This is a genomic window from Nonomuraea sp. B10E15 (assembly GCF_039871615.1).
Taxonomy (GTDB): Bacteria; Actinomycetota; Actinomycetes; order Streptosporangiales; family Streptosporangiaceae; genus Nonomuraea.
On the sequence record NZ_JBDPMB010000001.1, the window covers coordinates 17643 to 41528 of the forward strand.

The 23886-nt window shown below is 71.4% G+C and carries 22 protein-coding genes; 13 read left to right on the forward strand and 9 right to left on the reverse strand.

What is annotated here, in order from left to right; all coding sequences use genetic code 11:
- Nucleotides 1-13 precede the first annotated feature (13 nt).
- Nucleotides 14-1108 carry an extracellular solute-binding protein gene (locus ABGB14_RS00085; protein ID WP_347641414.1) on the forward strand — a complete coding sequence of 365 codons (1095 nt, stop codon included), beginning with the start codon at nt 14-16 and terminating at the stop codon, nt 1106-1108.
- Between the two features lie 127 nt (nt 1109-1235).
- On the opposite strand, the gene ABGB14_RS00090 is transcribed toward ABGB14_RS00085, so the two are convergent.
- Together ABGB14_RS00090 and gabT are read right to left on the reverse strand one after the other, a co-directional pair.
- Entirely contained in the window at nt 1236-1472 is a 237-nt protein-coding gene (locus tag ABGB14_RS00090; protein ID WP_347641415.1) for a hypothetical protein, read from the reverse strand.
- Between the two features lie 177 nt (nt 1473-1649).
- Complete coding sequence (gene gabT / locus ABGB14_RS00095; protein ID WP_347641416.1) at nt 1650-2978, reverse strand: 4-aminobutyrate--2-oxoglutarate transaminase; 1329 nt, start codon at nt 2976-2978, stop codon at nt 1650-1652.
- 124 nt (nt 2979-3102) lie between these two features.
- Here gabT and ABGB14_RS00100 point away from each other — a divergent pair, with 124 nt between their 5' ends.
- On the forward strand, nt 3103-4881 hold the full coding sequence (locus ABGB14_RS00100) for a PucR family transcriptional regulator (RefSeq protein WP_347641417.1): 1779 nt from the start codon (nt 3103-3105) through the stop codon (nt 4879-4881).
- Nucleotides 4882-4937: 56 nt separating this feature from the next.
- On the opposite strand, the gene ABGB14_RS00105 is transcribed toward ABGB14_RS00100, so the two are convergent.
- The gene (locus ABGB14_RS00105) at nt 4938-5564 is read right to left on the reverse strand and encodes a TetR/AcrR family transcriptional regulator (RefSeq protein WP_347641418.1); all 627 of its coding nucleotides are present in this window, start codon (nt 5562-5564) and stop codon (nt 4938-4940) included.
- 290 nt (nt 5565-5854) lie between these two features.
- On the opposite strand from ABGB14_RS00105, the gene ABGB14_RS00110 reads away from it, so the two are divergent.
- Nucleotides 5855-7282 carry an aldehyde dehydrogenase family protein gene (locus ABGB14_RS00110; protein ID WP_347641419.1) on the forward strand — a complete coding sequence of 476 codons (1428 nt, stop codon included), beginning with the start codon at nt 5855-5857 and terminating at the stop codon, nt 7280-7282.
- Between the two features lie 74 nt (nt 7283-7356).
- The gene (locus tag ABGB14_RS00115; RefSeq protein WP_347641420.1) at nt 7357-7884 is read left to right on the forward strand and encodes a GNAT family protein; all 528 of its coding nucleotides are present in this window, start codon (nt 7357-7359) and stop codon (nt 7882-7884) included.
- Between the two features lie 13 nt (nt 7885-7897).
- Here the strand turns inward: ABGB14_RS00115 and ABGB14_RS00120 are convergent, their stop codons facing one another.
- Together ABGB14_RS00120 and ABGB14_RS00125 are read right to left on the reverse strand one after the other, a co-directional pair.
- A complete protein-coding gene (locus ABGB14_RS00120) occupies nt 7898-9052 on the reverse strand; it encodes a trypsin-like serine protease (RefSeq protein ID WP_347641421.1) in 1155 nt (384 codons plus the stop codon).
- Nucleotides 9053-9107: 55 nt separating this feature from the next.
- The gene (locus ABGB14_RS00125) at nt 9108-10115 is read right to left on the reverse strand and encodes a peptidase (protein ID WP_347641422.1); all 1008 of its coding nucleotides are present in this window, start codon (nt 10113-10115) and stop codon (nt 9108-9110) included.
- Nucleotides 10116-10312: 197 nt separating this feature from the next.
- Between ABGB14_RS00125 and dxr the strand changes: the two genes are divergently transcribed.
- The 4 genes from dxr (at nt 10313) to ABGB14_RS00145 (ending at nt 15426) form a co-directional block, all read left to right on the forward strand.
- A complete protein-coding gene (gene dxr, locus ABGB14_RS00130) occupies nt 10313-11503 on the forward strand; it encodes a 1-deoxy-D-xylulose-5-phosphate reductoisomerase (protein ID WP_347641423.1) in 1191 nt (396 codons plus the stop codon).
- Nucleotides 11504-11541: 38 nt separating this feature from the next.
- Complete coding sequence (gene ispG / locus ABGB14_RS00135) at nt 11542-12705, forward strand: flavodoxin-dependent (E)-4-hydroxy-3-methylbut-2-enyl-diphosphate synthase (RefSeq protein WP_347641424.1); 1164 nt, start codon at nt 11542-11544, stop codon at nt 12703-12705.
- 192 nt (nt 12706-12897) lie between these two features.
- A complete protein-coding gene (locus ABGB14_RS00140) occupies nt 12898-14511 on the forward strand; it encodes an alpha/beta hydrolase (protein ID WP_347641425.1) in 1614 nt (537 codons plus the stop codon).
- Between the two features lie 72 nt (nt 14512-14583).
- The gene (locus tag ABGB14_RS00145; protein WP_347643096.1) at nt 14584-15426 is read left to right on the forward strand and encodes a GNAT family N-acetyltransferase; all 843 of its coding nucleotides are present in this window, start codon (nt 14584-14586) and stop codon (nt 15424-15426) included.
- Between the two features lie 20 nt (nt 15427-15446).
- Here ABGB14_RS00145 and ABGB14_RS00150 read toward each other — a convergent pair whose 3' ends face one another.
- The 4 genes from ABGB14_RS00150 to ABGB14_RS00165 are packed head-to-tail and all read right to left on the reverse strand — an operon-like array spanning nt 15447 to nt 18791.
- Nucleotides 15447-15824, reverse strand: a complete 378-nt coding sequence (locus ABGB14_RS00150) for a DUF3037 domain-containing protein (RefSeq protein WP_347641426.1) — start codon at nt 15822-15824, stop codon at nt 15447-15449.
- Nucleotides 15821-16630 carry a HipA family kinase gene (locus tag ABGB14_RS00155; protein ID WP_347641427.1) on the reverse strand — a complete coding sequence of 270 codons (810 nt, stop codon included), beginning with the start codon at nt 16628-16630 and terminating at the stop codon, nt 15821-15823. Before ABGB14_RS00155 ends, ABGB14_RS00150 begins: the two co-directional genes overlap by 4 nt.
- A 44-nt stretch (nt 16631-16674) precedes the next feature.
- Entirely contained in the window at nt 16675-17547 is an 873-nt protein-coding gene (locus ABGB14_RS00160; protein WP_347641428.1) for a TIGR03619 family F420-dependent LLM class oxidoreductase, read from the reverse strand.
- Nucleotides 17544-18791: an LLM class flavin-dependent oxidoreductase gene (locus tag ABGB14_RS00165; RefSeq protein WP_347641429.1), complete on the reverse strand. Its 1248-nt coding sequence runs from the start codon at nt 18789-18791 to the stop codon at nt 17544-17546. The genes ABGB14_RS00160 and ABGB14_RS00165 overlap by 4 nt, the downstream gene beginning before the upstream one ends.
- An 87-nt stretch (nt 18792-18878) precedes the next feature.
- Here ABGB14_RS00165 and ABGB14_RS00170 point away from each other — a divergent pair, with 87 nt between their 5' ends.
- The 5 genes from ABGB14_RS00170 (at nt 18879) to ABGB14_RS00190 (ending at nt 23845) form a co-directional block, all read left to right on the forward strand.
- A complete protein-coding gene (locus ABGB14_RS00170) occupies nt 18879-19688 on the forward strand; it encodes a TIGR03619 family F420-dependent LLM class oxidoreductase (protein WP_347641430.1) in 810 nt (269 codons plus the stop codon).
- 21 nt (nt 19689-19709) lie between these two features.
- Nucleotides 19710-21173 (forward strand): serine/threonine-protein kinase, encoded by a 1464-nt coding sequence (locus tag ABGB14_RS00175; RefSeq protein ID WP_347641431.1) that lies wholly within the window; start codon nt 19710-19712, stop codon nt 21171-21173.
- A 99-nt stretch (nt 21174-21272) separates the two neighbouring features.
- Nucleotides 21273-23309 carry a PASTA domain-containing protein gene (locus tag ABGB14_RS00180; protein WP_347641432.1) on the forward strand — a complete coding sequence of 679 codons (2037 nt, stop codon included), beginning with the start codon at nt 21273-21275 and terminating at the stop codon, nt 23307-23309.
- A gap of 61 nt (nt 23310-23370) precedes the next feature.
- Nucleotides 23371-23544: a DUF6203 family protein gene (locus ABGB14_RS00185; protein ID WP_347641433.1), complete on the forward strand. Its 174-nt coding sequence runs from the start codon at nt 23371-23373 to the stop codon at nt 23542-23544.
- A 139-nt stretch (nt 23545-23683) separates the two neighbouring features.
- Nucleotides 23684-23845 (forward strand): hypothetical protein, encoded by a 162-nt coding sequence (locus ABGB14_RS00190; protein WP_347641434.1) that lies wholly within the window; start codon nt 23684-23686, stop codon nt 23843-23845.
- Nucleotides 23846-23886 lie beyond the last annotated feature (41 nt).

A 23886-nucleotide genomic window follows, 5' to 3' on the forward strand; every position in this document is an offset into this window, starting at 1 on the left:
TCGCACTTATGCCTTGGCGATCGCCGCATCGGCGCTGGTCGTCGGCATGGGAGCGGCGAGGCCCACACCGGCGCCGAGCTCCTCGCCGAGCCCGACCGCCAGCCCCACTGCCAGCCCGACGGCGACGCAGAGCGACGGCACGCTGCAGATCCTCACCTACCGGGGCTACGCCGAGTACGGCGGCACCAGCCCCAAGGTCAACTGGACGGGCGCGTTCGAGAAGGAGACCGGCTGCCGGATCGCCAAGCTCGACACCGTGCAGACCTCCGAGGAGATGGCCGAGAAGGTCACCCGGCGGCCCTACGACGTGATCTCCGCCGGGCCGGTGCTGGCGGCCGACCTGATCGCGAAGAAGCAGGTGCAGGCCGTCGATCCGGCCAAGGTCGCCGGGTACGACGACATCGACGAGCGCTTCCGCGACATGTCCACCGTGTCGGGCAAGGTCTACGGCGTGCCCTACCTGTGGGGATACCACGAGTTCATCTACGACTCGGGCCGGGTCGAGGGCGGCGACCTCGGGCAGGTGTTCGCCTCCGAGCGGGTCGCGCTCAGGGACACCCCGCTGACGATCGCCGACGCGGCCATGGCCGGTGACACGGCGGATGAGCCGTACGAGCTGACCGAGAAGCAGCTCGACGCGACGATGACGATGCTGGAACGCAACAAGGACCGGGTCTACTGGCGTAACCCGATCGACCTGGTCAAGGGGTTCGCCACCGGGTCCCTCGACTACGCCCAGGCCACCCCCTACTACCGGATGTTGCTGCAGAAGGCGGGAAAGCCGATCAAGGCCGTGCACACCCGCGAGACCACCGGATGGGTCGATTCCTGGATGCTCGGCGTGAACGTGCCCGACACCACCTGCGCTTATCGGTGGCTCAACTGGGTGACCGCGCCCGACGCGCAGCGCGACGCCGCCGCGTGGGTGGGGCTGGCGCCGGCCAACGACAAGGCGTGCAAGGGGCGGGCCAGGCAGATGTGCGAGGCCTACGGCGCCGGCGAGGACAAGAAGCTCGACCACATCGCCTTCGCGGTACGGCCGCCGGCTTGCGGGGAATGTACGGACTATGACGCCTGGACCGAACGGTGGCGCGAGCTGGCCGAGTGAGGAGCGCAGGCGCCGGACCTGACCTGCCGTGCCGCGGGCGCGCCCCCTCCCCCCGCTGGGCGTGACCTGCAGAGACGCCCTGGGCCTTCCCCCTCTGTCCCGGGGCGTCTCGCTGCCCGGCGACTGTTCAGCGGGACGGGAAGGCCACGACGGTGGCCGCGGGAGCGGGCAGGAGCGCTTCGGCGCAGTCGCCGCAGGCCAGGACGGGAGCGTCGTCGGGCAGCCGGCCGACCCTCATGCGCGGCCGAGGCCAGCGTTTGTGGCAGACGACGCAGGCGTCACCGTCACGCTGAGCCCAGGTCAGTCCCTCAGGGTCGAACGTCACCATGCTTCGTGCCGCCGTTTTGGTGGAACCCCAGTTCATTACGCTTCCCGCAGCCATCGCCCATCCGTATACCGGAACCGTTATAACCCTGACCGCGGCTGTGATCGTCTAGCGGAGCGTCAAGTCAGAGTGATTTCTCTACCCGGTTGACGGCCGTTACACCAACAAATCGGGCATCCAGGAGCAAGCCGGATGCCCGATTCGGATGGATTTGTTCTAAAGTTCGGCGATCGCCTTCTCAAGGATGCCGAGCCCCTCCTCGAGCAGGTGCTCGGGAATGACCAGCGGCGGCAGGAAGCGCAGCACGTTGCCGTACGTGCCCGCCGTGAGCACCAGCAGGCCCTCGGCGTGGCAGCGCCGGACGATCTCCTGGACGGCGGCCGGGTTCGGCTCCTTGGTGCCGGGCTCGACCAGCTCGATGGCGATCATCGCGCCTCGTCCGCGCACGTCGCCGATCACGTCGAAGCGCTCCTGGAGCGCCCTGAGCCGGGGCAGCATGATGTCGCCGATGCGGCGGGCCCTGGCGACCAGATCCTCCTCCTCGATGGTCTCCAGGACGCCCAAGGCGGCCTCGCAGGCGAGCGGGTTGCCGCCGTACGTGCCGCCGAGACCGCCGGCGTGCACCTTGTCCATGATCTCCGCGCGCCCGGTCACGCCCGCCAGCGGCAGGCCGCCCGCGATGCCCTTGGCGGTGGTGATGATGTCGGGCACGATGCCCTCGTCCTCGCACGCGAACAGCGTGCCGGTGCGCGCGAACCCGGTCTGCACCTCGTCGGCCACGAACAGGATGCCGTTGGCCTTGCAGAACTCCGCGATGCGCGGCAGGAAACCCCTGGCGGGAACGATGAAGCCGCCCTCGCCCGCGATCGGCTCGATCACCACGGCGGCCACGTTGCCCGGGCCGACCTGCTTGGTGATCATGTCGATGGCCTGCTCGGCGGCCTCCTCGGCGCAGTTGTCCGGCCCGGACGGCCAGCGGAACGGGTACGCCAGCGGCACCCGGTAGACCTCGGGCGCGAACGGGCCGAACCCCTCCTTGTACGGCATGTTCTTGGCCGTCAGCGTCATCGTGAGCAGCGTGCGGCCGTGGTAGCTGTGGTCGAACACCACGACGGCCGGTCTGCCGGTGGCGTGCCGGGCGATCTTGACGGCGTTCTCGACGGCCTCTGCGCCGGAGCTCACCAGCACGGTGCGCTTGTCGTGGTCGCCGGGGGTCAGCTCGTTGAGCTTCTCGCACACCCGCACGTACGACTCGTACGGGGTGACCATGAAACAGGTGTGGGTGAAGTCGGCGACCTGCCGCTGGACGCGTTCGACGACCTTGGGCGCGGCGTTGCCCACGCTGGTCACGGCGATGCCGGAGCCGAAGTCGATCAGCGAGTTCCCGTCGGCGTCCTGGAGCACGCCGCCGCCCGCCCGGGTGACGAAGACCGGCAGCGTCGTGCCGATGCCGGGCGGGACCGCGGCCTGCTTGCGGGCCAGCAACTCCTGCGACTTGGGGCCTGGGATCGCGGTCACGACGCGTCGCTCCTGGGGAATGCTCATGCCCCGACGCTACGGCGGCCTCTCACCTGCGCCGATATGTCGATATGTCAAACTGAAGGCGGTCGTATTCGCCAGAATGGACAAAAGCCACATGCCGCCTTCACTGCGGACCGTGGTGCGCCGCATGCACCTCCGGCCCCTCGCCGGCGCCACCCGCCCGCCCTCCGGCCGCGCACCCTCCGGCCGGCCGTCCTCCGGGCGGTCCGGCGCGGGTGCGCTGGACGTGCCGGTGCGGTGGGTGGCGGTCAGCGAGCTTGCGGACCCGACTCCGTACCTGGAGGGTGGGGAACTGCTGCTCACGACGGGGATGCGGATGGCGGGCGACCTATCCGGATATGTCGCCCGACTGGTCGCTCGAGGCGTGGCCGGCCTCGGTTTCGGCGTCGGGGTCTCGCACGAGGAGGTGCCCGCCGCCCTGATCGCCGCCGCGGAGGAGCACGGGCTGCCCCTGCTGGAGGTGCCGCGCGAGACCCCGTTCATCGCCGTCGGCAAGGCCGTCAGCGAGCTGCTGGCCGCCGAGCAGTACGAGGAGATCACCCGCGCCTTCGACGCCCAGGGACGGCTCACGCGGGCCGCGCTGCAACCGGAGGGCATGCACGCGGTCATCGACCGGCTCGCCAGGGAGGTCGGCGGCTGGGCCGCGCTGCTGGACGAGTCGGGCGAGGTACGGCACGCCACGCGCGGTGCCAGGACGGGCGCGGTGAGCGCCGAGCTCGGCCGCCTCCGCGGCACCCGCCACCAGGAGCCGTCCGCCACCCTCCAGCCGCCCGCCGGGTTTCCCGCCAGCCTGGCTCTGTCGGGGCCGGGCGAACACATCGTGGTGCAGCCGGTGGGCGGCGGGGTGCGGCCGCGCGGGTTCCTCGCCGTGGGGGCGGAGGGGGCGTACTCGCCCATCACCCACACGGTGATCAACGCGGCGGGCTCCCTGCTCACGCTGGCCATGGAGCAGGGCAGGTCCCAGCTGGAGGCCGAGCGCCGGGTGCACGCCGCGGTGCTGCGGTTGCTGCTGGAGGGCGCCAAGGAACAGGCGCGTGTGGTGGTGGAGCCGCTCGGCCGTCGGTTGCCCGAGGAGCCGCTGGTGGTGCTCGCGACGGGTCCCGAGGCTCTGGACGTGCTGGAGACGCACGCCTTCGCGGTCCTGCACGACGGCACGGACACGGGGGAGGGGGTGCGACGGCCAGGCGGGAGCCGCTCCCAGGCCCGGTCGGCACGCACCCGGGCGAAGGGGCAGATGGCCATCGCGCTGGTCGCGGCCGGTGGTGTGGCCGGAGGTGCGGACAGCGGTGTGGCCGGCGGTGCAGACGGCGGTGTGGACGGCCGGGCGGGAGGTTCGGCGGAGGGTCCGGGCGGTTCGGCGGGGGACGTCGCGGTGCGCACGGCGGAGAGGGTGGCCATGGAGGCCGACGTGCCCGTGGGGGTCAGCCTGCCTTGCGGTGATGACCCGGCGGCCCTGCGAAGCGCGCTCGGCCAGGCGAGACGGGCTCTCGAGGCGGCCGAGGCAGGCTCAGGGCCCGTCAGCGCCGGTAGGACCGGCGGCGGGGGTGGTTCGGAGGCCGGCGAAGAGGGCCGGGGACCGGGGAGAGGGAGGGGGCGGGTGGTGCGGTTCGCGGAGCTGGCCGGGCAGGGCCTGCTCGGGCTGCTCGACCAGGCGGACGCCCAGGCGTTCTCCGCCGCGCTGCTGGCTCCGCTCGCCGGCTACGGCTCCCGGGCCGGCCTCGTCGAGTCCCTGCGCGCGTACCTGGAGAACAACGGCCACTGGGACGCGGCGGCGCAGCGGCTCGGCGTGCACCGGCACACGCTGCGCTACCGCATGAAACGCGTGGCCGAACTGCTCGGCCGCGACCTCGACGATCCGGGCGTCCGCGCCGAGCTGTGGTTCGCGCTCGAAGCGGCCCGCCGTTGAGCCGGCGCCGGAGCCCAGCCCGCCGTTGGGTGCCGGCGGCGGGGCCGGGGAGCCGGTCAGGCCTGCTTGTCGACCTGGTAACAGCAGATGGTGGCCATGGTGACCGCCTCGAACGTGCGCCCGTCGCGCAGATGTCCGGCGCGCTCCAGGCTGATCGCCCCCTGGGCCGCCGCCCACAGCGCGTCCGCGATCTTGCGGGGCTGGGTCGGGACGAGGTAGCCGGCGGAGATGCAGTCGGCGATCACGCGGTCGAGGATGTTGAGTGCGGCGCGGGCGAGGGTCCTCGCGCGCTCGCTGGGTTCGAAGCCGGGGATCGCCCGCTCGAACATCAGGCTGTAGTAGCCGGGCTCGGACAGGCACGCCTGACGGTAGGCGGGCCCGAGAGCGGTCAGGTGCTCGAACGGGCTGCGTCGCTGCGGCACCGACTCCAGGTAGCGGCGGAAGCGCTCGAACCCCTCCAGATAGAGCGCCTCCGCCAGGCCCTCCCGGTTGCCGAACATCGTGTAGATGACGGTCGTCGTGCACCCTGCCTCCGCGGCGATCCTGCGCATGGTGAGGCTGTCGGGGCCATCGGTCTCGAGCAGGTTGACGGCCATGTCGAGGAGGTGGGAGCGGAGTTCGTCGTGGCTGGCGCGCTCGCCCTTGAGGTAAGCACCCTGGAGCCCCAGCGGCGCCGAGGTCATGAGACCTCCTCAGCGGCCAAGGAGCTATGTGTCCTTGTGACCTCACGGTGTTCGGTCACGGGGCCCACGCCTTTCTGATCGGGGGCCCACCACGCTGTAGACCCGCATCCGATGACTTAGCCAGAGCGACGATTGCTCAAACCACTCCGCATGGTAAACATCCCGAATTGGGTCTAGTTCCGTTACATCATGGGTATACAACAGAGCTTGTACTTAACGGTGGGGTCCCGCGAGAGTCTTGTGCACCGTGGTGTAATCCCCGAACGTCCGCTTCGCATAACGTCTGAACTATGGACGTGCGTACCTTCTGGCTGGCCGGCCGCCCAGCGACCGGGGACTCCGAGCTCACTGTCACCAACCCCCACGACGGCCGCGAGGTCGGCAGGCATTCCGTGCCCACGGACGCGCAGGTCGAGGAGGCCATCGCCGCGGCGCACGCGGTCGCGGACCAGGCCGCCGCGCTGCCCGTGCACGTGCGGGCCGAGGCGCTGGCCCACGTCTCGCGGCGCATCGAGGAGCGGGCCGACGAGATCGCCCGCCTGATCACCGCCGAGAACGGCAAGCCGATCTTCTGGGCGCGTGGCGAGGTCACGAGGGCCGTCGCCACGTTCCGCTTCGCCGCCGAGGAGACCCGCCGCTGGTCCGGCGAGGCGCAACGGCTCGACACCGAGCCGGCCGCGGCCGGGCGCCTGGCGTACGTGTCGCGGGTCCCGTACGGGCCCGTGCTGGCGATCACCCCGTTCAACTTCCCGCTGAACCTCGTCGCGCACAAGGTCGCCCCGGCCATCGCCGTCGGCGCCCCCGTCATCGTCAAGCCCGCGCCCGCCACGCCGCTGTCGTCGCTGTTGCTGGGCGAGATCCTGGCCGAGACCGACCTGCCAGCGGGCATGTTCTCGGTGCTGCCGGTCCCGAACGAGCGCGCCGCCGGCCTGGTGCAGGACGCGCGGCTGCCCGTGGTGTCGTTCACCGGCTCGGCGCCCGTCGGGTACGCCATCGCCGACCAGGTGCCGCGCAAGCACGTCACGCTGGAACTGGGCGGCAACGCGGCGGCCGTCGTGCTGGCCGACGCCGACCTCGACTGGGCGGCGCGGCGCATCGCCCTCTACTCCAACTACCAGGGCGGTCAGAGCTGCATCGCCGTGCAGCGGGTGATCGTGGAGCAGCCGGTGTACGACGCGTTCGTGGAGCGCCTGGTCCCGGCGGTCAAGGGGCTCGTCACCGGCGACCCCGCGGACGAGAAGACCCAGGTGGGCCCGCTCGTCTCCGAGGCCGCCGCCGAGCGCGTGGAGCAGTGGGTCGACGAGGCCGTAGCGGCCGGCGCCGAGGTGCTCGCGGGCGGCGTCCGCGAAGGGACGTCGTACGCCCCGACGGTATTGGCCGGCGTGCCCCACGACGCCAAGGTGGCCCGCGAGGAGGTCTTCGGGCCCGTCATGATCCTCCAGTCCGCCGCCTCCGCCGGCGAGGCCTACGCGATGGTCAACGACTCCGCGTACGGCCTGCAGGCCGGGGTGTTCACGCGGTCGCTGGACGCCGCCTTCCTGGCCAACCGGGAGCTGAAGGTGGGCGGCGTGATCATCGGCGACGTGCCGTCGTACCGGGCCGACCAGATGCCGTACGGCGGGGTCAAGGACTCGGGCATCGGGCGTGAGGGGTTGCGCTCGGCGATGACGGACTACACGTACGAGAAGGTCATGGTGCTGACCGGGCTGCCACTCTGAGGGCCCGGGAAAAGGCGTTGCTCCGCCTGTCCGCACCCTGGTAGACGTGGCCGGTCAACTAATCGGGAGATCTCATGCTGACCGGAGACCGCGTGCGCCTGCGCGCCCTCGAACCCGCTGACAGCGAAGCCCTGTGGCGGTGGTATCACGATCCGGAGGTGGGACGGTGGATGGACGCCTCGCCGCCCATCTCCCTCGCCCAGAACATGGAGAAGGGCGCCAACCGGCCGCGCAACACCTTCGAGCAGATGGTGCTCGGCATCGAGACGCTCGACGGCGGGCGGCTGATCGGTTATGTCGCGCTCGGTGACACCGACTTCGTCCAGGGCGAGGCCACCCTGCAGAGCATCGCCATCGGTGACCGTGATCACCAGGGGGGCGGCTACGCGACGGACGCGCTGCGCCTGATCTGCAGGTACGCCTTCGAGGAGATGGGTCTGCACCGGGTGATGCTCTGGGTGGTGGCCGACAACACGGCGGCGGTGCGGGCGTACACCAGGGTGGGGTTCGTCGAGGAGGGGCGGCGGCGCGAGTCGTTCCGCACCAGGGGGAAGCGGCACGACTTCCTCATGATGGGGCTGCTGGAGTCCGAGCTGAAATGAGCCGGCACGCCGGTCAGGCGCGTCCCGCCATGGCGTAGAGGGCCTTGGCGGCGTCGCCGAGGTAGGGGCCGTACATCGTGCGCTGGTCGTCGCTGTACTTGAAGCTGCTCAGCGAGGTGATCGTGCCCCTGCCGGTGGCGGCGTTGAACGAGGTCATCCAGGGGCCGCCGCTGGAGCCGGCGGTCATGGCGCAGCCGAGGCCCTGGTCGCGGGTCTGCTTGTGCGGGTCGTCCCGCAGCCGTCCCGCGCAGTAGACCAGGTGGCCGCCGTTGTACGGCGGGTCGGCGGGATAGCCGAAGCCGAACGCCTGGCCGCCGCGCGGCGCGTTGAAGGCGATCTCCTGGGTGCCGACCACGTCGGCCACGTGCCTGCCGCGTGACGTGGCCAGGGCGACCATGCCGACGTCGTAGTTGTCGTCGCCGCTGCGCGCCCACGGGCCGGCGACGAACATGCGGCGGGCGGCGTACTGCCCGAACGGCGCCCGCCCGCCGGACCCGTAGCCCGGCACGAACGTCCAGTTCGCCGCCCACTCGCCGGCGCCGTCCTTGACGCAGTGGCCGGCGGTGACCACGAGGTCCTTGTTGCCGCTTTTGACCGTGCTGGCCGAGCAGACGAAGTCCGCGCCGGCCACGGTCAGGAACACGCGGCCCGTCGTCCTGGCGACGAGGCCGCCGGAAGCCCAGCGGGTGCCGACGGTGCTGGCGCTCGGTGCGGCGGCCGCGTGGTGGCGACGCACGACGGTGCCGGCCGTGCGGCCGGGAACGGCCTGACCGGCGGCCTGGCCGGTGAGGGCGGGCAGCGCCCGCCCGCCGGTCGGGCCGCTCAGCAGGCCCTTGTCGCGCGTGACGAGGCCGAGCAGCCCGATCGGCAGGGCCCTGGCCATGCGCTGCGGCGTCCAGTAGTCGAGCACGCGCTGCTGGTCGGCGCGCGTGCGCGCGGCCACGTGCTCGACGATCCCGCTCGGCCGCGCCTCGGAGGCCGGTCCAGCGATGGACCCAGCGATGGACCCAGCGAGGGACCCAGTGATGGACCCAGTGATGGACCCGGTGACGGGGGCGGTGACGGGGGGTGCGGCCTGCTGCGGTGCCGGGGCCGCGCCGACGAGCGCGGAGCCGATCAGCCCTGCGAGGAGCGGGGCCCCCGCGAGCATGGGGGTGCTCAGGGTCATGCCCCCCGAGTCTGCACCACGAGATGTGTTCTTGTGACTACTTTCGGTGAGTTGCTCAGAGGGCGTTGGTGTTTTGTGCCGCCTGGTAGACGGCCTGAGCCTCATTTCCGAAATATGGGCCGAACATCCAGTTCGGGGCGAAGTTGTATTTGAAGCTGTTGACCGAATTCTGCGTTCCGAGGCCGGTCGACTCGTTGAAGGTCAACATCCACGGACCGCCGCTCGAACCGCCGGTCATGTTGCAGGTCAGGCCGTGGTCCTTCGACATCGAGAAGTCGTCGAAGGTCCGGCCGCTGCAGTGGATGAGCTTCGAACCGTCGTACGGCGCCGCCGCCGGGTAGCCGAAGGCGTACATCTGCTGCCGTCTGGGCTGGTTGAAGGCCACGCCCTGGCCGCCCACGACGTCCACCAGCGTCTTGCCCTCCAGCGGCGCGACCACCGCGGCGGCGATGTCGAAGTTGATGTCCTCGCGGGCGTTCCACTGGGGTGTGGTCAGCAGCCGGGTGGCGGCCCAGGTGCCGAAGGGGCGCTTGCCGTTGTCGTAGCCGGGCACGAAGACCCAGTTGGTGTGGAAGGCGCCGTTCATCTTCACGCAGTGGCCGGCGGTCAGCACCACGCTCTTGTTCGCGCTGGTCACGGCCGAGCCCGAGCATGAGGCGTTGCGCCCCTGCGTGGTGAAGAAGACCCGGCCCGTGGTCTTCACGACGGCGCCGCCGCGCGTCCAGGGCGTGCCCGACGACCTGGCCGCCTGCAACGCGGCGCCGTTCTTCCGCGCGCCGCTGGGCGGGGCGGTCCACGGGGTGCCTTCGCCGGGCTCCGCCATGGTCTTCTTCGCCCCGGCCTTGGGTCCGGGCGCGTTCAGCGGCTTGGCGGCCTCCATGCGCCGCTCCGTCCAGTACGTCAGGACCTGGCGCCGCTCGGACGCCGAATCCGCCGCCGCCTTCTGCGCGGGCGCGGGCTCCGGCCGCACCCGTACGTGGGCCTGCGCCCCGCTCGCCGGGAGCAGGGCGGCGCTTCCCGCGGCGAGGGCCAGGGCGGAAATCAGAGCAACTTTGCGGTGCATTACGTACCTCCCGAAACCGAACGTGAGCTTCGGAAGGTAGTGGCATCGATATCCCGTTTTCTCAAGATTTGCGCGATCCGATATGGCGATATTCCGGCACGAATCAACTGTGTTATCTCGCGTCACATAAGTAAGGCACTTTGCGGCTGATCGGGGTCTCGTGCCCGAGTACGCCGCGCAGCGGGGACAATGGACGGGTGCATGAACAGACCCTCCGCTCCGTCGTCGTGCTCGGCTCCACCGGCTCGGTCGGCACCCAGGCACTCGACGTCATCGCCGCCGACCCCGGCGGCTTCACGGTTTCAGGGCTGGCGGCGGGGGGTGGCAAAGTCGACCTGCTGGCCAGGCAGGCGGCCGAGTTCGGCGTCGAGGTCGTGGCGGTGGCGGACGCCTCGGCCGTGCCGGCGCTGAAGGAGGCGCTGGCCGCGCACGGCGCGCGGCCCACGGTGCTCGCAGGCCCTGAAGGCGTCGCCGAGGTGGCGGCGTGGCCGTGCGACACCGTGCTCAACGGCATCACCGGCGCGCTCGGCCTGACCTCCACGCTGGTCGCACTCGAGTCGGGCAGGACGCTCGCGCTGGCCAACAAGGAGTCCCTCATCATCGGCGGGCCCCTGGTCAAGCGGCTGGCCAAGCCGGGGCAGATCCTGCCGGTCGACTCCGAGCACTCGGCGCTGCAGCAGTGCCTGTGGGCCTCGGGCCCGGAGGGCTACGACCCCGCGCAGGTCAAGCAGCTCGTGGTCACCGCCAGCGGCGGGCCGTTCCGCGGGATGAAGCGCGCCGAGATGGCCGACGTAACCCCCGAGATGGCGCTGGCCCACCCGACCTGGTCGATGGGGCCGGTCATCACGATCAACTCCGCCACCCTGGTCAACAAGGGGCTGGAGGTCATCGAGGCGCACCTGCTGTTCGACCTCGGCTTCGACCGCATCGAGGTCGTGGTGCACCCGCAGTCGATCATCCACTCCATGGTCGAATACGTCGACGGCTCCACCATCGCCCAGGCCAGCCCGCCCGATATGCGGCTGCCCATCGCGCTGGCGCTCGGCCACCCGCACCGCATCCCCGGCGCGGCCCGGCCCATCGACTGGACCAGAGCGCACACGTGGACGTTCGAGCCGCTTGACGACGAGGCGTTCCCCTCCGTCGCGCTCGCCAGGCACGTCGGCGGCGCGGGCGGCACCGCGCCGGCCGTCTACAACGCCGCCAACGAAGCCTGCCTCGACGCGTTCATGCGCGGCGACCTGCCGTTCCCGGCGATCGTCGACACCGTCGCCCGGGTCGTCGAGGAGCACGACGTCACCCCGGCCGGCTCCGTCGACGAGGTGCTGGCGGCCGACGCCTGGGCCCGGGCCCGTGCGGCCGAACTCACAGCGGGGCAGTCCCGCTGACTACCTAGACTGAAAGCGTCGTCACAGTAAGGGTTGAAATGTCATCTGTAGCTCTCGGCATTCCGGCGGTGCGTCCCAAGCCGCTCGCCGAACGCCGCCACTCCCGCCAGCTCATGGTCGGCAGCGTGCCGGTGGGCGGCGACGCCCCCGTCTCGGTGCAGTCGATGACGACCACGGTGACCGCCGACGTCAACGCCACGCTGCAGCAGATCGCCGAGCTGACGGCCTCCGGCTGCCAGATCGTGCGTGTCGCGGTGCCGTCCCAGGACGACGCCGACGCGCTGCCCGTCATCGCCAGGAAGTCGCAGATCCCCGTCATCGCCGACATCCACTTCCAGCCGAAATACGTGTTCGCGGCCATCGAGGCGGGCTGCGCGGCCGTGCGCGTCAACCCGGGCAACATCAAGAAGTTCGACGACAAGGTCGGGGAGATCGCCAAGGCCGCGGCCGAGCACGGCGTGCCGATCAGGATCGGCGTCAACGCCGGTTCCCTCGACCCGCGGCTGCTGCAGAAATACGGCAAGGCCACGCCCGAGGCGCTGGTGGAGTCGGCCCTGTGGGAGTGCTCGCTGTTCGAGGAGCACGGGTTCAGAGACATCAAGATCTCGGTCAAGCACAACGACCCGGTCGTGATGATCAACGCGTACCGCCTGCTGGCCGCCCAGTGCGACTACCCGCTGCACCTGGGCGTCACGGAGGCGGGGCCGGCCTTCCAGGGCACGATCAAGTCCGCGGTCGCCTTCGGCGCGCTGCTGGCCGAGGGCATCGGCGACACGATCCGGGTGTCCCTGTCCGCGCCGCCGGTCGAAGAGGTCAAGGTGGGCGCCCAGATCCTGGAGTCGCTCGGGCTGCGCGAGCGCGGCCTCGAGATCGTGTCCTGCCCGTCGTGCGGGCGGGCCCAAGTCGACGTCTACACGCTGGCCGACCAGGTGCAGGCCGGGCTGGAGGGCATGAAGGTCCCGCTGCGGGTGGCCGTCATGGGCTGCGTCGTCAACGGGCCGGGAGAGGCCCGCGAGGCCGACCTCGGGGTGGCCTCAGGCAACGGCAAGGGCCAGATCTTCGTCAAGGGTGAGGTCATCAAGACCGTGCCCGAGTCGCAGATCGTCGAGACCCTGATCGAGGAGGCCATGCGGCTGGCCGAGGAGATGGGCGTCGAGATCGATCTCGACGACGACGCCGGCCCTCAGGTCACGGTCGGCTGACCTGCCCTTAGACGCACACGGAGACCCCGGGCCCGCCATCGGCCCGGGGTCTCCGGCGTCCGCGGGCCGCATGCCGCCCTTCACTCTTTGCAACCGATCCATTACATGATGGCAAGCATTTGCCCATACCCAGCGTCATGGCCCGGTCACGTACGGGAGCATCGCAAGGCCTATGACATGGGAGGGGACCGGGTGAAACGGGTAGTCGGGATTGTCGCCGGAACGGCGGTGCTCGTCGCCGGAATCGTCAGCGCGGACGGGGTGGCGGTGGCCAGCGGAGCGAGAGGCGCGCCGGCCGCGCCGATCGCGCCGGCCGCGCCGGACTGGGGGCCGTGTCCCCAGGTGTCGGGGAAGCCGGCGCCGGCCGGCCTGGAGTGCGCCACCGTGCGCGTGCCGCTCGACTACCGCGAGCCGCTCGGACATTCGATCAAGGTGGCGATCAACCGGATCAAGGCCAAGACGTCGCGGGACGCCGACCACCTGGGCACGCTCCTGGTGAACCCGGGCGGTCCTGGCGCGTCCGGCCGCAACCTCACCTCGTACGTCGCCAGGAACCTGCCAGGCGACCTGCGCGACCGCTACGACATCGTGGGCTTCGACCCCCGTGGCGTCGGCGCGAGCGAGCCGGCGATGCACTGCGTCGACCCCGACGCCTACTACAAGGCGCCGCGGCCGGACGCCGTGCCGCGCGGGCGGGCCGAGGAGCGGGTGCTGCTCAGCCGGGCGGCCTCGTACGCGAACGCGTGCGGCAACCGCTGGGCCTGGTTGCTGCCGCACCTCACCACCGAGAACTCCGCCAGGGACATGGACGCCATCCGCGCCGCCCTCGGCGAGCGGAAGATCAGCTACTTCGGCTACTCGTACGGCACCTACCTCGGCGCCGTCTACGCCACGCTCTTCCCGCAGCGGGTCAAGCGGCTGGTCCTGGACAGCGTCGTCGACCCCAACGCGGTGTGGTACGAGGCCAACCTCAGGCAGAACGGCGCCTTCGAACGCCGCCACCGCCTCTTCCTCGGCTGGGTCGCCGAGCACAACTCCGTCTACACGCTCGGCGCCACCACGAAGCAGACGTCGTTCGCCTACTACGCGATGCGTAACAGGCTGCGGGATCGCCCGGCAGGCGGTGTCGTGGGGCCGAGCGAGCTCGACGACACGTTCACCATCACCGGCTACAGCGACAAGCTCTGGCCCGCGTTCGCCGCGGCCTGGTCCGCCTACGTCCGGAAGGGCGAGGTGAAGGGCCTGGTCGACCTCTACGACAAGCACGGCAAGGTCGACGCGGCGGACGAGAACAGCTACGCCGTCTACCTGGGCGTCCAGTGCCGCGACGCCCGCTGGCCGCGCGACTGGGACAGGTGGCGGGCCGACATGACCAGGTCGCACCGCAGCGCGCCGTTCCTGACCTGGCCGAACGCGTGGTACAACGCCCCATGCGCGTTCTGGCACGTGCGCGGGGGTGAGCCGGTCAAGGTGCACGGGTCGCCGAAGTTGCCGCCGATCCTCATCCTGCAGTCCCGTGACGACGCCGCGACACCCTACCGGGGGGCGCTGACGGTGCACCGCCTCTTCCCGCGCTCCCGCCTGGTGGTCGAGCAGGGGGGCAACCACGGCGTGTCCCTGGGGGGCAACCAGTGCGTGGACGGGCACCTGGCCGCGTACCTGAGAGACGGCTCGCTGCCGGCGCGGGACGCCGGGTGCCGCGCGCTGCCCGAGCCGAACGCGTCCGCCCGCATGGCCGCGAACCCGCCGGAGCGGCACGATCTGCTGAGCGCTCTCGGGCTGCTGGGGCTGCTCGGCGGAGGATGACGTCAAGAATCGGTTACCGCGGGCATCGCCAGATGAGCTAATCGGTAACCCTTCGCGTAGTCTGACCGTGTGATGCTGCGAACATCGGCGTCGCGCGTGCTCGATGACAGCGACCGGGACGAAGTCCTCGCCATGCTTGACTCCGACCCGGTCGCCAACGTCTTCGTCTCCTCCCGGGTGCGGGCCGTCGGACTCAATCCGGCGAGGCTGGGCGGGCAGATGTGGGGATTCGGGCCGCGCGGTGGCCTCGTGTCACTCTGTTACGCCGGGGCCAACATGGTGCCGGTCAACGCCGGTCCTGAGGCCGTGCACGCGTTCGCCGACCGCGCCCGCAAGCAGGGGCGCCGGTGTTCGTCCATCGTGGGTCCCGCCGACGCTGTCTCCTTGTTGTGGGAGCGGCTGGAGCCGCACTGGGGCCGGGCCCGCGCGATCCGCTGGGCGCAGCCGGTCATGGCCACCTCGCACAGGGCGCCGGTGCCCGCCGACCCGCTCGTCCGCAGGGTGCGGCCGGAAGAGTTCGACATCCTGCTGCCCGCGTGCGTGGCCATGTTCACCGAAGAGGTCGGGGTGTCGCCGAACATCGGCGACGGCGGCGCTCTCTATCGCACCAGGGTCGCCGAGCTCATCAGGATCGGCCGCTCCTACGCCCGCATCGAGGACGGGCGGGTGGTGTTCAAGGCGGAGATCGGCGCGGTCACGCCGCACGCCTGCCAGATCCAGGGGGTCTGGGTCGCCCCCGAGCTGCGGGGGAGGGGCCACGCCGTGGCGGGCATGGCCGCGACGGTGGAGGCCGCCCTGAGCTGCTTCGCCCCCGTGGTCACGCTCTACGTCAACGACTACAACCGGTCGGCGCGCGCGGTCTATCGCAAGGTCGGCTTCCACGAGGTCGACACCTTCATGTCGGTGCTGTTCTAGCACGCGGGAGCCCGCCCCCGTCAGAGGCGTACGAGCTTGTCGAAGAGCCTGGCCAGCTCGGTGTCAGGGTCGCTCGTGAGCCCCGCGTGCACCGGCCCGGCCTGCACGATCGTGCTGCGCGGGGCCGTCAGCCAGCGGAACCTGCCGCCGAGCGACTCGCCCTCCAGCGGACCGGCCTCCTCGCCGCAGGCCAGCTCGTACGCGCTCAGCGCCCGGCGTACGCCGTCGAGGTCGGCGCCGGGATCGACGGCCCTCAGCCGGACGGCGTCGAGCTCGACCCGCGCGCACAGGTAGGCGCGCGGCTGGCAGTAGAGCAGCACGCCCGCGTTGATCAGCTCGCCCCGCTCGACCCTGGGCACGACGCGGATCACCGCGTATTCGTAGACGTCCCTGGTCACCGGCCGCCTCCCCGCCAGAACTCGCCGACGGACCCCGGCCCCTGCCTGGGCGCCCTCTGCTCGGAGCGCACCAGCCAGTCGTGCGGCTCGCGCGCCCGCAGGAGCAGGTGATCGGCATAGGCCTCGCGGACGGCGCCGGCCGAGCCGAACCCGGGCTCGCCGTCGAGAAATTCGCCGGGCACCAGCGCCGTCACGGCCTCCAGCAGCTCGGGAGTGATCTTCGCGGCCAGCTCGGCGCCCGCCGCCGCGACGTCGCGGGCGAACGGCGCGAGCACGTGGTCGCCGGCGTCGAACGGCCGCCGCGGGTCGGCCGTCTTCCAGTTGTGGTGGAACCAGAGCGCCGCGCCGTGGTCGATCAGCCAGGTGTCGCCGTGCCAGACCAGCAGGTTGGGGTTGCGCCAGCTCCGGTCGATGTTGTGGATGAGGCCGTCGAACCACACCACCCTCGACGCGAACACCGGATCGGCCGACCAGGCCAGCGGGTCGAACCCGAGCGCGCCCGGCAGGAAGTCGACCGCCAGGTTGAGGCCGGTGCTGGCCTTGAGGAGGTCCTGCACCTCCTCGTCCGGCTCTCTGACGCCGAGCTGGGGGTCGAGGTCGATGAGCTTGAGCTCGGGTGTCCGCAGGCCCAGCCGGCGGCCCAGCTCGGCCGCGATGATCTCGGCGACGAGCACCCGCCGGCCCTGGCCCGCCTCGCGGAACTTCACGACGTAGGTGCCCAGGTCGTCGGCCTCGACGACGCCCGGCAGCGACCCGCCCTCGCGCAGCGGGGTCACGTAGCGCGTGGCCGCGATCCTTTCCAGCACGAGACGAGGCTATCGCCCTCTCCAGCCGCTTCGGGCCGGGCGGGTCAGAGCTTGGCGATGACCTCCTCGGCGAAGCGCTCCATGGTGGCGATCTTGAGCTCCAGGGTGTCCTCGCCGTACCGGGCCTTCTCTTCCGGAGTGGCCAGCCACCAGGGCGCGGCCAGCGTTCCCGTCACGCCCTTGGCGGCGAAGCGCCGGTACGTGCCCGCGTCCGGCAGCACCGCGAGCGGCGCGATGACGTCGAACGGCTGCCCGCTCCTGCCGTTGGCGTCGAGCTGCCGGCGGAGCGTGTCGAGCACGGGGTCGAGCTGCTCCTCGGTGTAGATGCGGTTGCCGATCCAGCCGTCGCCCAGCCGCGCCGCCCGGCGCAGGGCGGCCTCGCTGTCACCGCCCACGTGGACGGGGATGCGCCCGGCGGGGACCGGGCAGATCGACAGGGCGGGCAGGCCGTCCAGGGTGACGGTCTCGCCCGCCCACAACGAGCGCAGCACGGGCAGCATCTCGTCCAGCCGCCGCCCCCGCGTGTGGAAGTCCTGGCCGGTCGCGACGAACTCCTCCTTGCACCAGCCCACCCCCACCCCGAACGTCACCCGCTCCCGCGACAACACCGCCGCCGTGGACACCTGCTTGGCCACGGTGAACAGGTCGCGGACCGGGGCGATGTAGACGTTGGGGGCGAACCGCAGCGACGTGGTCACCGCCGCCATGGCACCGATCGTCACCCACACGTCCGGCCAGTGCGTCCGCGCGTTCCAGCGCGGCCGCCCCGACTTCGAGTACGGGTACGGCGTCTCGAAGTCGGCGTAGAAGAGATGGTCGGAGAGCGTCAGCGTGTCGAAGCCGCACCGTTCGGCGGCCCGCGCGAGCTCCACGAACTGGTCCGTGTCGGAGAACGAGGCCCCCAGCCACATCTTCATCGGAACTCCGGGGCGACCTTGGTGGCGAACATCTCCAGGTTGCGCTTGACCGTGTCGAGCGGCAGCACGCCCTGCTGGCCCTGCATGTAGAGGCCGAACCACTCCAGGTCGGGCATCCGGTCGAGCATGCGCTGGATGCCGCGCTTGACGTCGTCGGGGGTGCCGAAGAGCGCCATCTCCACGTCGTTCATGCGCCTGGCGTCGCCCTTCTCGGGGGAGATGGGCCGGTGTTTCTCGTCCTCCTTCTTCCGCAGCACCTCGAGGTAGCCGAACGGGCCGAAGAAGGCGGCGAAGTCCTTGGGGATGCTGCGGCCGAAGGTGTTGATGGCCTCCTCGGTGGTGTCGGCGATGCCGACGATCTTGAGGATGCCGGTGTGCTCGCCCAGCTTGTAGTGGCGGCCCTGCTTGGCGGACTCCTCCTGGTAGAGCCTGGCCTTCTGGGCGTGGTCGTCGGGGTTGGGGGTGAACATCCACGGCATGATGTCCTCCTGGGCGGCCCTGATGACCGACCGGTCGGAGATCGTGAACGGCTGCCACAGCTCGGGGTGCGGGTTCTGGTACGGCCTGGGGCAGACGGAGACGGCCCGCACCGTGCCGTCGTCGGCGAGCTCTCCGGGCGCGCCGAACGTCCTGGTCCACTCCTGCGCCGGCCAGCCCTCGATGCCCTCGTACGGGAACGGCACCTGGTAGTCCAGCACGTCGGACTTGTAGCGCAGCGTTTCCCGCGTCCACGCCAGCTTCATGATCTTCAGCACCTCGCCGAAGACATCGAAGTTGCGGGTGTCGGAGGCCGAGCCGTCCGAGCGGGCGGCGGCGGCGTGCCAGCGCTGGCCCAGCACGTTCATCCAGCGGTTCTGGTAGCCGCGGGCGACGCCGAGGCGCAGCCGTCCCTTGCAGAACTGGTCGAGCAGCGCCACGTCCTCGGCGGCTCTGATCGGGTCCCAGGCGGGCAGGACCAGGCCGAGCGGCGCCAGCAGGATGCGCTCGGTCCTGGCGGCCAGGTCGGTGAGGAACATGAGCGGGTTGACCGAGAACTCCATGCCCTCCGAGTGGAAATGGTGCTCGGTCATCATCAGCGCGTCGAACCCGACCTGGTCGGCGTGGACGGCTATCTCCCGCACCTCGTGCAGCAACCTCTGGTACGACTCCGTGTCACGCCCGATGGGCCGCCTGGCCTTGGCGTTGTCCTCGGCCGCGTAACCAGAGCCGGGAATCTGCGGATTCAGGAAGATAGAGAACTTCACCGTTGGGCCTCTCTCCGCGGATGGTCTTCTGCAAGGTACTCTGGAAATCTTAACCGAGCAATCGCTTGGTCACGACGGGAGGTCCCCATGAGGCTCGGGGTCACGATGTTCGCGACGGACCTGGCCATGCCGGTCCCCGACCTGGCCAGAGCGGCGGAGGAACGCGGCTTCTCCTCGCTCTACCTGCCCGAGCACACCCACATCCCCGTCTCGCGCCGCACCCCTCCCGCGGGCGGGCAGCGGGAACTGCCCGAGGAGTACAAGCGCACCCTCGACCCCCTCGTCGCCCTCTCCTTCGCCGCCGCCGCGACCGAGCGGCTGCGCCTGGGCACCGGCATCCTGCTCGCCGCCCAGCGCGACCCCATCGTGACCGCCAAGGCCGTCGCCACCCTCGACCACCTCTCCGGCGGGCGCGTGGTGGTCGGCGTCGGGTTCGGCTGGAACGTCGAGGAGATCGAGAACCACGGAGTCCCGTACGGCCGCCGCCGCGAGGTCGCCAGGCGCAACGTGCTGGCGATGCGGGCCCTGTGGCGCGACGAGGTGGCCGCGTTCGACGGGTTCGAGCCGTCCTGGTCCTGGCCCAAGCCGGTGCGGATCCCGCCCGTGTACGTGGGCGGCGCCGCCGGGCCGAAGGTGTTCGCGCACGTCGCCGAGTACGCCGACGGCTGGATGCCGATCGGCGGCCACGGGATCAAGGCGGCGCTGCCCGCGCTGCGCGAAGCGTGCGAAAAGGCCGGGCGGCCGATGACCGAAGTGATACCGTTCGGGACACGGCCGACGAAGGAGAAGCTCGACTACTTCGCCGGTCTCGGCATCGAGGAAGCCGTGGCCGCGCTGCCGAGCGGGTCCGCGGACGAGGTGCTGCGCTTTCTTGATCAGTACGCGGCCCTTCACTGATGACGGGCATAATGGCGGTATATGTCCGAGCTTCGTGCCGATGATCCGCGGCGACTTGGGCCGTACCGGCTGGCACGCAGGCTCGGCCAGGGCGGCCAGGGCGTCGTGTACCTCGGCGAATCCCCGCAAGGCGCCAAAGTCGCGATCAAGCTCCTGCGTGCCAGCCTGTCGAGCGCCCCCGACGTGCGGCGCAGGTTCCTCGGCGAGGTCGAGGCCGTGCGCCGGGTGGCGGCCTTCTGCACGGCCCAGCTGATCGAGGCCGACCTCCAAGGCGACCGGCCCTACCTGGTCAGCGAGTACGTCGAAGGCCCCTCGCTGCGCGAGCACATCGTCGCGGAGGGGCCCCGCCAGGGCGGCTCGCTCGACCGCCTGGCCATCGGCACCGCCACCGCCCTCGGCGCCATCCACCGCGCCGGAGTCGTGCACCGCGACTTCAAGCCTGGCAACGTGCTGCTCGGGCTCGACGGGCCGCGCGTGATCGACTTCGGCGTGTCCAGGCTCGTGAACACCGAGGCGACCACCGGCCACATCCCGGTGGGCACCCCGGCCTACATGGCGCCCGAGCGCATCCACGGAGAGCCCGCGGGGCCGCCCGCCGACCTGTGGGCGTGGGGGCTGACCGTCGCGTACACCGCCAGCGGCCGGCACGCGTTCACGGCGGAGACGCACCGGGAGGTGCTGGCCAGGATCCTGTACGGCAAGCCGGACCTCGGACCGCTGCGCGGGCCGCTGCGCGAGATCGTGCAGGCGTGCCTGGCCCCCGAGCCCGGGGACCGGCCGAGCGCCGAGGAGGTGCTGCTGCGGCTCCTGGGGCAGCAGGCGGTCGGCGAGCAGGACGTGCTGACGTCCGGCGCCATGGCCGCCGTCGCCGTCGCCGAGCGGGACGAGATCGTGATCACCGACCCTGACCCGACGACGAGCTTTCCCGTCGTACGCGTCCGCGAGACGGCCCCCACCTCCGGGGCGGCCGGGCCGGGAAGGACCGGAAGCACGTCCGGAGGCGCGGGCCGGGAGAGCGGCGGAAGCACGGCCGGCGAGGGCGCGGACGGTGACGGGCCGCTCCCAGGGACGCGGCCCGCGCGGAGTCGGGTGCGGCTCTGGCAGGCCGTCGTGGCGGTGACCGGGCTCGCCATGGGGGTGGCCGGGTTCGTGTTCTGGCTGCGCGGCGCCCAGGGTCCCGGCCTCGAAGGCACGTGGACCGGCTCGGCCGAGCACTTCACCGCCGAGCGCGTCTTCCCCATCGAACTGCACATGCACTCCGGCGGCGGTGCCATGCGATGGGGAGCGGATCTGCACTGTTCCGGACGGATCGGGCAGACCGGCACCCAGCTGGTGTTCACCCTCGATCAGGTTCAGGGCGAGGAGTGTTATTCGGGGACACTGCGGATGCTCCCGACCGCCGACACTAACCAGATGGCCATCAAGGTCACCCGCCACGGTGAGGACGAGGTTACGTATTCGGGCAAGGTCGCCCGCACCTCCTGACCTGCTGTATCACGGTCAGGCAGCGATTGGCCTGCGCACGGTTGACTGCGGGCGGCCCGTTGCCTTCAGTAGGAAGCAGGCGGCGAGGGGAGGGTGCCCGTGCCAACGGCACAGCCGCTCAGGACGGGGGACCCGCAGCGGCTCGGGGAGTACACGCTCTCCGGGCGCCTGGGCGAGGGTGGTCAGGGTGCGGTGTTCCTCGGCACGAGGGGCGGGGAAAGATACGCGGTCAAGCTGCTGCATGGGCCGGTCGGCGACGAGCGGGGGGCGTTCCTGCGGGAAGTCGAGCTGGCCAAGCACGTGGCGCGGTTCTGCACGGCGCAGGTGGTCGACGCCGGGTTCGACGAGGGCCGGCCGTACATCGTGAGCGAATATGTCGAGGGGCCTTCGCTGCAGCGGGAGGTCGCGCTCACGGGGCCGCGGCGGGGCGGCGCACTGGAGCGGCTCGCGGTCGGCACCGCGACCGCGCTCGCGGCGATCCACCGGGCCGGGATCGTGCACCGCGACTTCAAGCCCCAGAACGTGCTGCTCGGCCCCGACGGGCCGCGCGTGATCGACTTCGGCCTGGCCAAGGCGCTGGACGCGGCGGCCACGGTGAGCGGCAGGGGCGTGGGGACACCCGCGTACATGGCGCCCGAGCAGATCACCGCGTCGGCGGTCACCGGGGCGGCGGACGTGTTCTCGTGGGGCGCGACGATGTGCTTCGCGGCCAACGCGAGCGCGCCGTTCGGGCAGGACTCCGTCGCGCCGGTGCTGCACCGCATCCTGACCGCGGCGCCCGAACTCGGGCTGCTGGACGGCCACTTGCGCACGCTGGTGGAGTCGTGCCTGGACAAGGACGCCCGCAACCGGCCGAGCAGCAGGGACCTGCTGCTCGCGCTGCTGGGTGACGCGGGCGACGTGCCGGACGGCGTGCTGAGCTCGCCACCCGGCCCCATCCTGCGGGCCGTGCCGCCGCTGATCTCCGAGCCGCGACCCCCGATGGCCGAGCCTGAGGAGACGGGGGCGTCCGGCGGTTACGTGCTGCCCGAGTCGCGGGAGCCCGCGGGATCCGGGTCCGCTCGTGGAGAGCCCGGCAGGGAGCAGGGCGTGTCCGGAGCTCCCGCCTCGGTGGATCTCCTCGCAGGGGCGGGTGGCGGGTCCGGGGCCACCGGGTGGGGGCGGGTGGGGCGCCCGCCCGAGACGTCGGGGCCCGGTCCTGGCACGCAGCTGACCCAGCCCCCGAGACGGGGCTGGCCGAGGGCCGCCGTCGCCGTCTGCGCGGCGCTCACGGTGACCGCAGCCGTGCTGCTCACGGTGCTCATCCCCACGTTCGACGACCAGCGGGGTGCGCAGGCGGGACCGCGGCTGCCGGACACGTACCCGCCCGTGATCACGCAGTCGCCGATCGGCGAGTCCACCCCGATCAGGACCAGGAAGGAGACGCAGGAGCAGCGCGAGCCCACCGCGAAGCCACCCCCGGTGACCCGCCCGGTCACCGTGCCGGTGCCTTCCCTGGTCGGGATGAGCAAGGGCGCGGCGACCAAGGCACTCAAGAAGGCCGGGCTGGCACTGGGCACGGTCACCGAGGCCGACTCGCCGGAGAAGATCGGCCAGGTGCTCGGCAGCGAGCCCGCCTCCGGCGCGGAGGCGGCCAAGGGCAGCAAGGTCGCGCTCCAGGTGTCGAAGGGGGTGGCGGTGCCCGCGGTCACGGGCGAGCCGCGCCGGGCCGCCGAGAACGCCCTGACCGGCGCGGGCCTCGAGGTCGGCACGATCAGCCACACCTGCTCCGCCCAGCCCGGCGGCCGGGTGCTCGGCAGCGACCCCGAAGCGGGCAGCCGCGTCTCCGGTGGCACCTCGGTGAACCTCACCCTGTCCCGCCACGGCACGGCTGCGCCGCCCGTCGTCGGCCGGACCAGGGCGGACGGGCGGGCGGCCCTGGAGGCCGCCGGCTTCAGGGTGCGCCAGCGCGGGCAGGTGGTGGAGGACGAGTCGCGGGCGGGCACGATCCTGCGCCAGAGCGTCCAGGCGGGCACCTGCGCCAAGCCGGGAGCCACGGTCGTGATCATCGTCGGCGTGGCCGGCCAGTCAGGTCCTCCCGACCCCGGCGACGAGCAGCCTTCGCCGACCCCGAGCGGCCAGGTCCCCGGCGAGTGACCGCCCGGGCGCGTCGCACGGACCTGTGCGTGCCGCGCCGTTCCCGGGGCAGGTGCAGCTCATGAAAAAGTTGTTCATGTTCTTCGCCGCGAAGTGGCTGACCAGGACGCCGCTCGCACTCGCCGTTCTGGGACTGGGCTGGTTCCTGAGCAGGCGCCGCAGGCAGCGGCAGGAGGGCGCCCGGCCGCCGGAGCGGGGGCAGGCGGTTCATCGCCAGGTTCCGCGACTTCAGTAGATCCGGTGCGAACAAATGTGGACTTCCTGCTAAGGACATCGCACGCGATCCGGGGCAGCCTTGTCGGCACCGCCAGGGGAGGCATGGCACGTACTTCTTCTGGTCGGCGTCCGCGTCGTTGGTCACGGAAGGAGTTGTCATGAAGGGACTCATGCGGCGGGCGGGTGAGCGGCTCGTCGGAGCGGTCTTGCCGAGCGTGGAAGCCGGCGCGTGTGTGGCGGAACACGGCCAGTGCTGCAAGAAGGGCTACCGCTTCAACTGCATGGGCAGCTGCACCAGCAAGTCGTCCACCTGCAAGTGAACGCGTAATCACCCCGGCGGGGGACGCTGCCGCGTGCCCCG

What these genes read in the sequence shown, in the direction of transcription:
- ABGB14_RS00125 (WP_347641422.1), bottom strand. Translation starts at nt 10,115, where the DNA reads ATGCACCGCAAAGTTGCTCTGATTTCCGCCCTGGCCCTCGCCGCGGGA.
- ABGB14_RS00185 (WP_347641433.1), top strand. Translation starts at nt 23,371, where the DNA reads ATGAAAAAGTTGTTCATGTTCTTCGCCGCGAAGTGGCTGACCAGGACG.
- ABGB14_RS00090 (WP_347641415.1), bottom strand. Translation starts at nt 1,472, where the DNA reads ATGAACTGGGGTTCCACCAAAACGGCGGCACGAAGCATGGTGACGTTC.
- ABGB14_RS00170 (WP_347641430.1), top strand. Translation starts at nt 18,879, where the DNA reads ATGAGGCTCGGGGTCACGATGTTCGCGACGGACCTGGCCATGCCGGTC.
- ABGB14_RS00110 (WP_347641419.1), top strand. Translation starts at nt 5,855, where the DNA reads ATGGACGTGCGTACCTTCTGGCTGGCCGGCCGCCCAGCGACCGGGGAC.
- ispG (WP_347641424.1), top strand. Translation starts at nt 11,542, where the DNA reads ATGTCATCTGTAGCTCTCGGCATTCCGGCGGTGCGTCCCAAGCCGCTC.
- ABGB14_RS00120 (WP_347641421.1), bottom strand. Translation starts at nt 9,052, where the DNA reads ATGACCCTGAGCACCCCCATGCTCGCGGGGGCCCCGCTCCTCGCAGGG.
- ABGB14_RS00145 (WP_347643096.1), top strand. Translation starts at nt 14,584, where the DNA reads ATGCTGCGAACATCGGCGTCGCGCGTGCTCGATGACAGCGACCGGGAC.
- ABGB14_RS00160 (WP_347641428.1), bottom strand. Translation starts at nt 17,547, where the DNA reads ATGAAGATGTGGCTGGGGGCCTCGTTCTCCGACACGGACCAGTTCGTG.
- ABGB14_RS00190 (WP_347641434.1), top strand. Translation starts at nt 23,684, where the DNA reads ATGAAGGGACTCATGCGGCGGGCGGGTGAGCGGCTCGTCGGAGCGGTC.
- gabT (WP_347641416.1), bottom strand. Translation starts at nt 2,978, where the DNA reads ATGAGCATTCCCCAGGAGCGACGCGTCGTGACCGCGATCCCAGGCCCC.
- ABGB14_RS00105 (WP_347641418.1), bottom strand. Translation starts at nt 5,564, where the DNA reads ATGACCTCGGCGCCGCTGGGGCTCCAGGGTGCTTACCTCAAGGGCGAG.
- ABGB14_RS00100 (WP_347641417.1), top strand. Translation starts at nt 3,103, where the DNA reads ATGCACCTCCGGCCCCTCGCCGGCGCCACCCGCCCGCCCTCCGGCCGC.
- ABGB14_RS00115 (WP_347641420.1), top strand. Translation starts at nt 7,357, where the DNA reads ATGCTGACCGGAGACCGCGTGCGCCTGCGCGCCCTCGAACCCGCTGAC.
- ABGB14_RS00175 (WP_347641431.1), top strand. Translation starts at nt 19,710, where the DNA reads ATGTCCGAGCTTCGTGCCGATGATCCGCGGCGACTTGGGCCGTACCGG.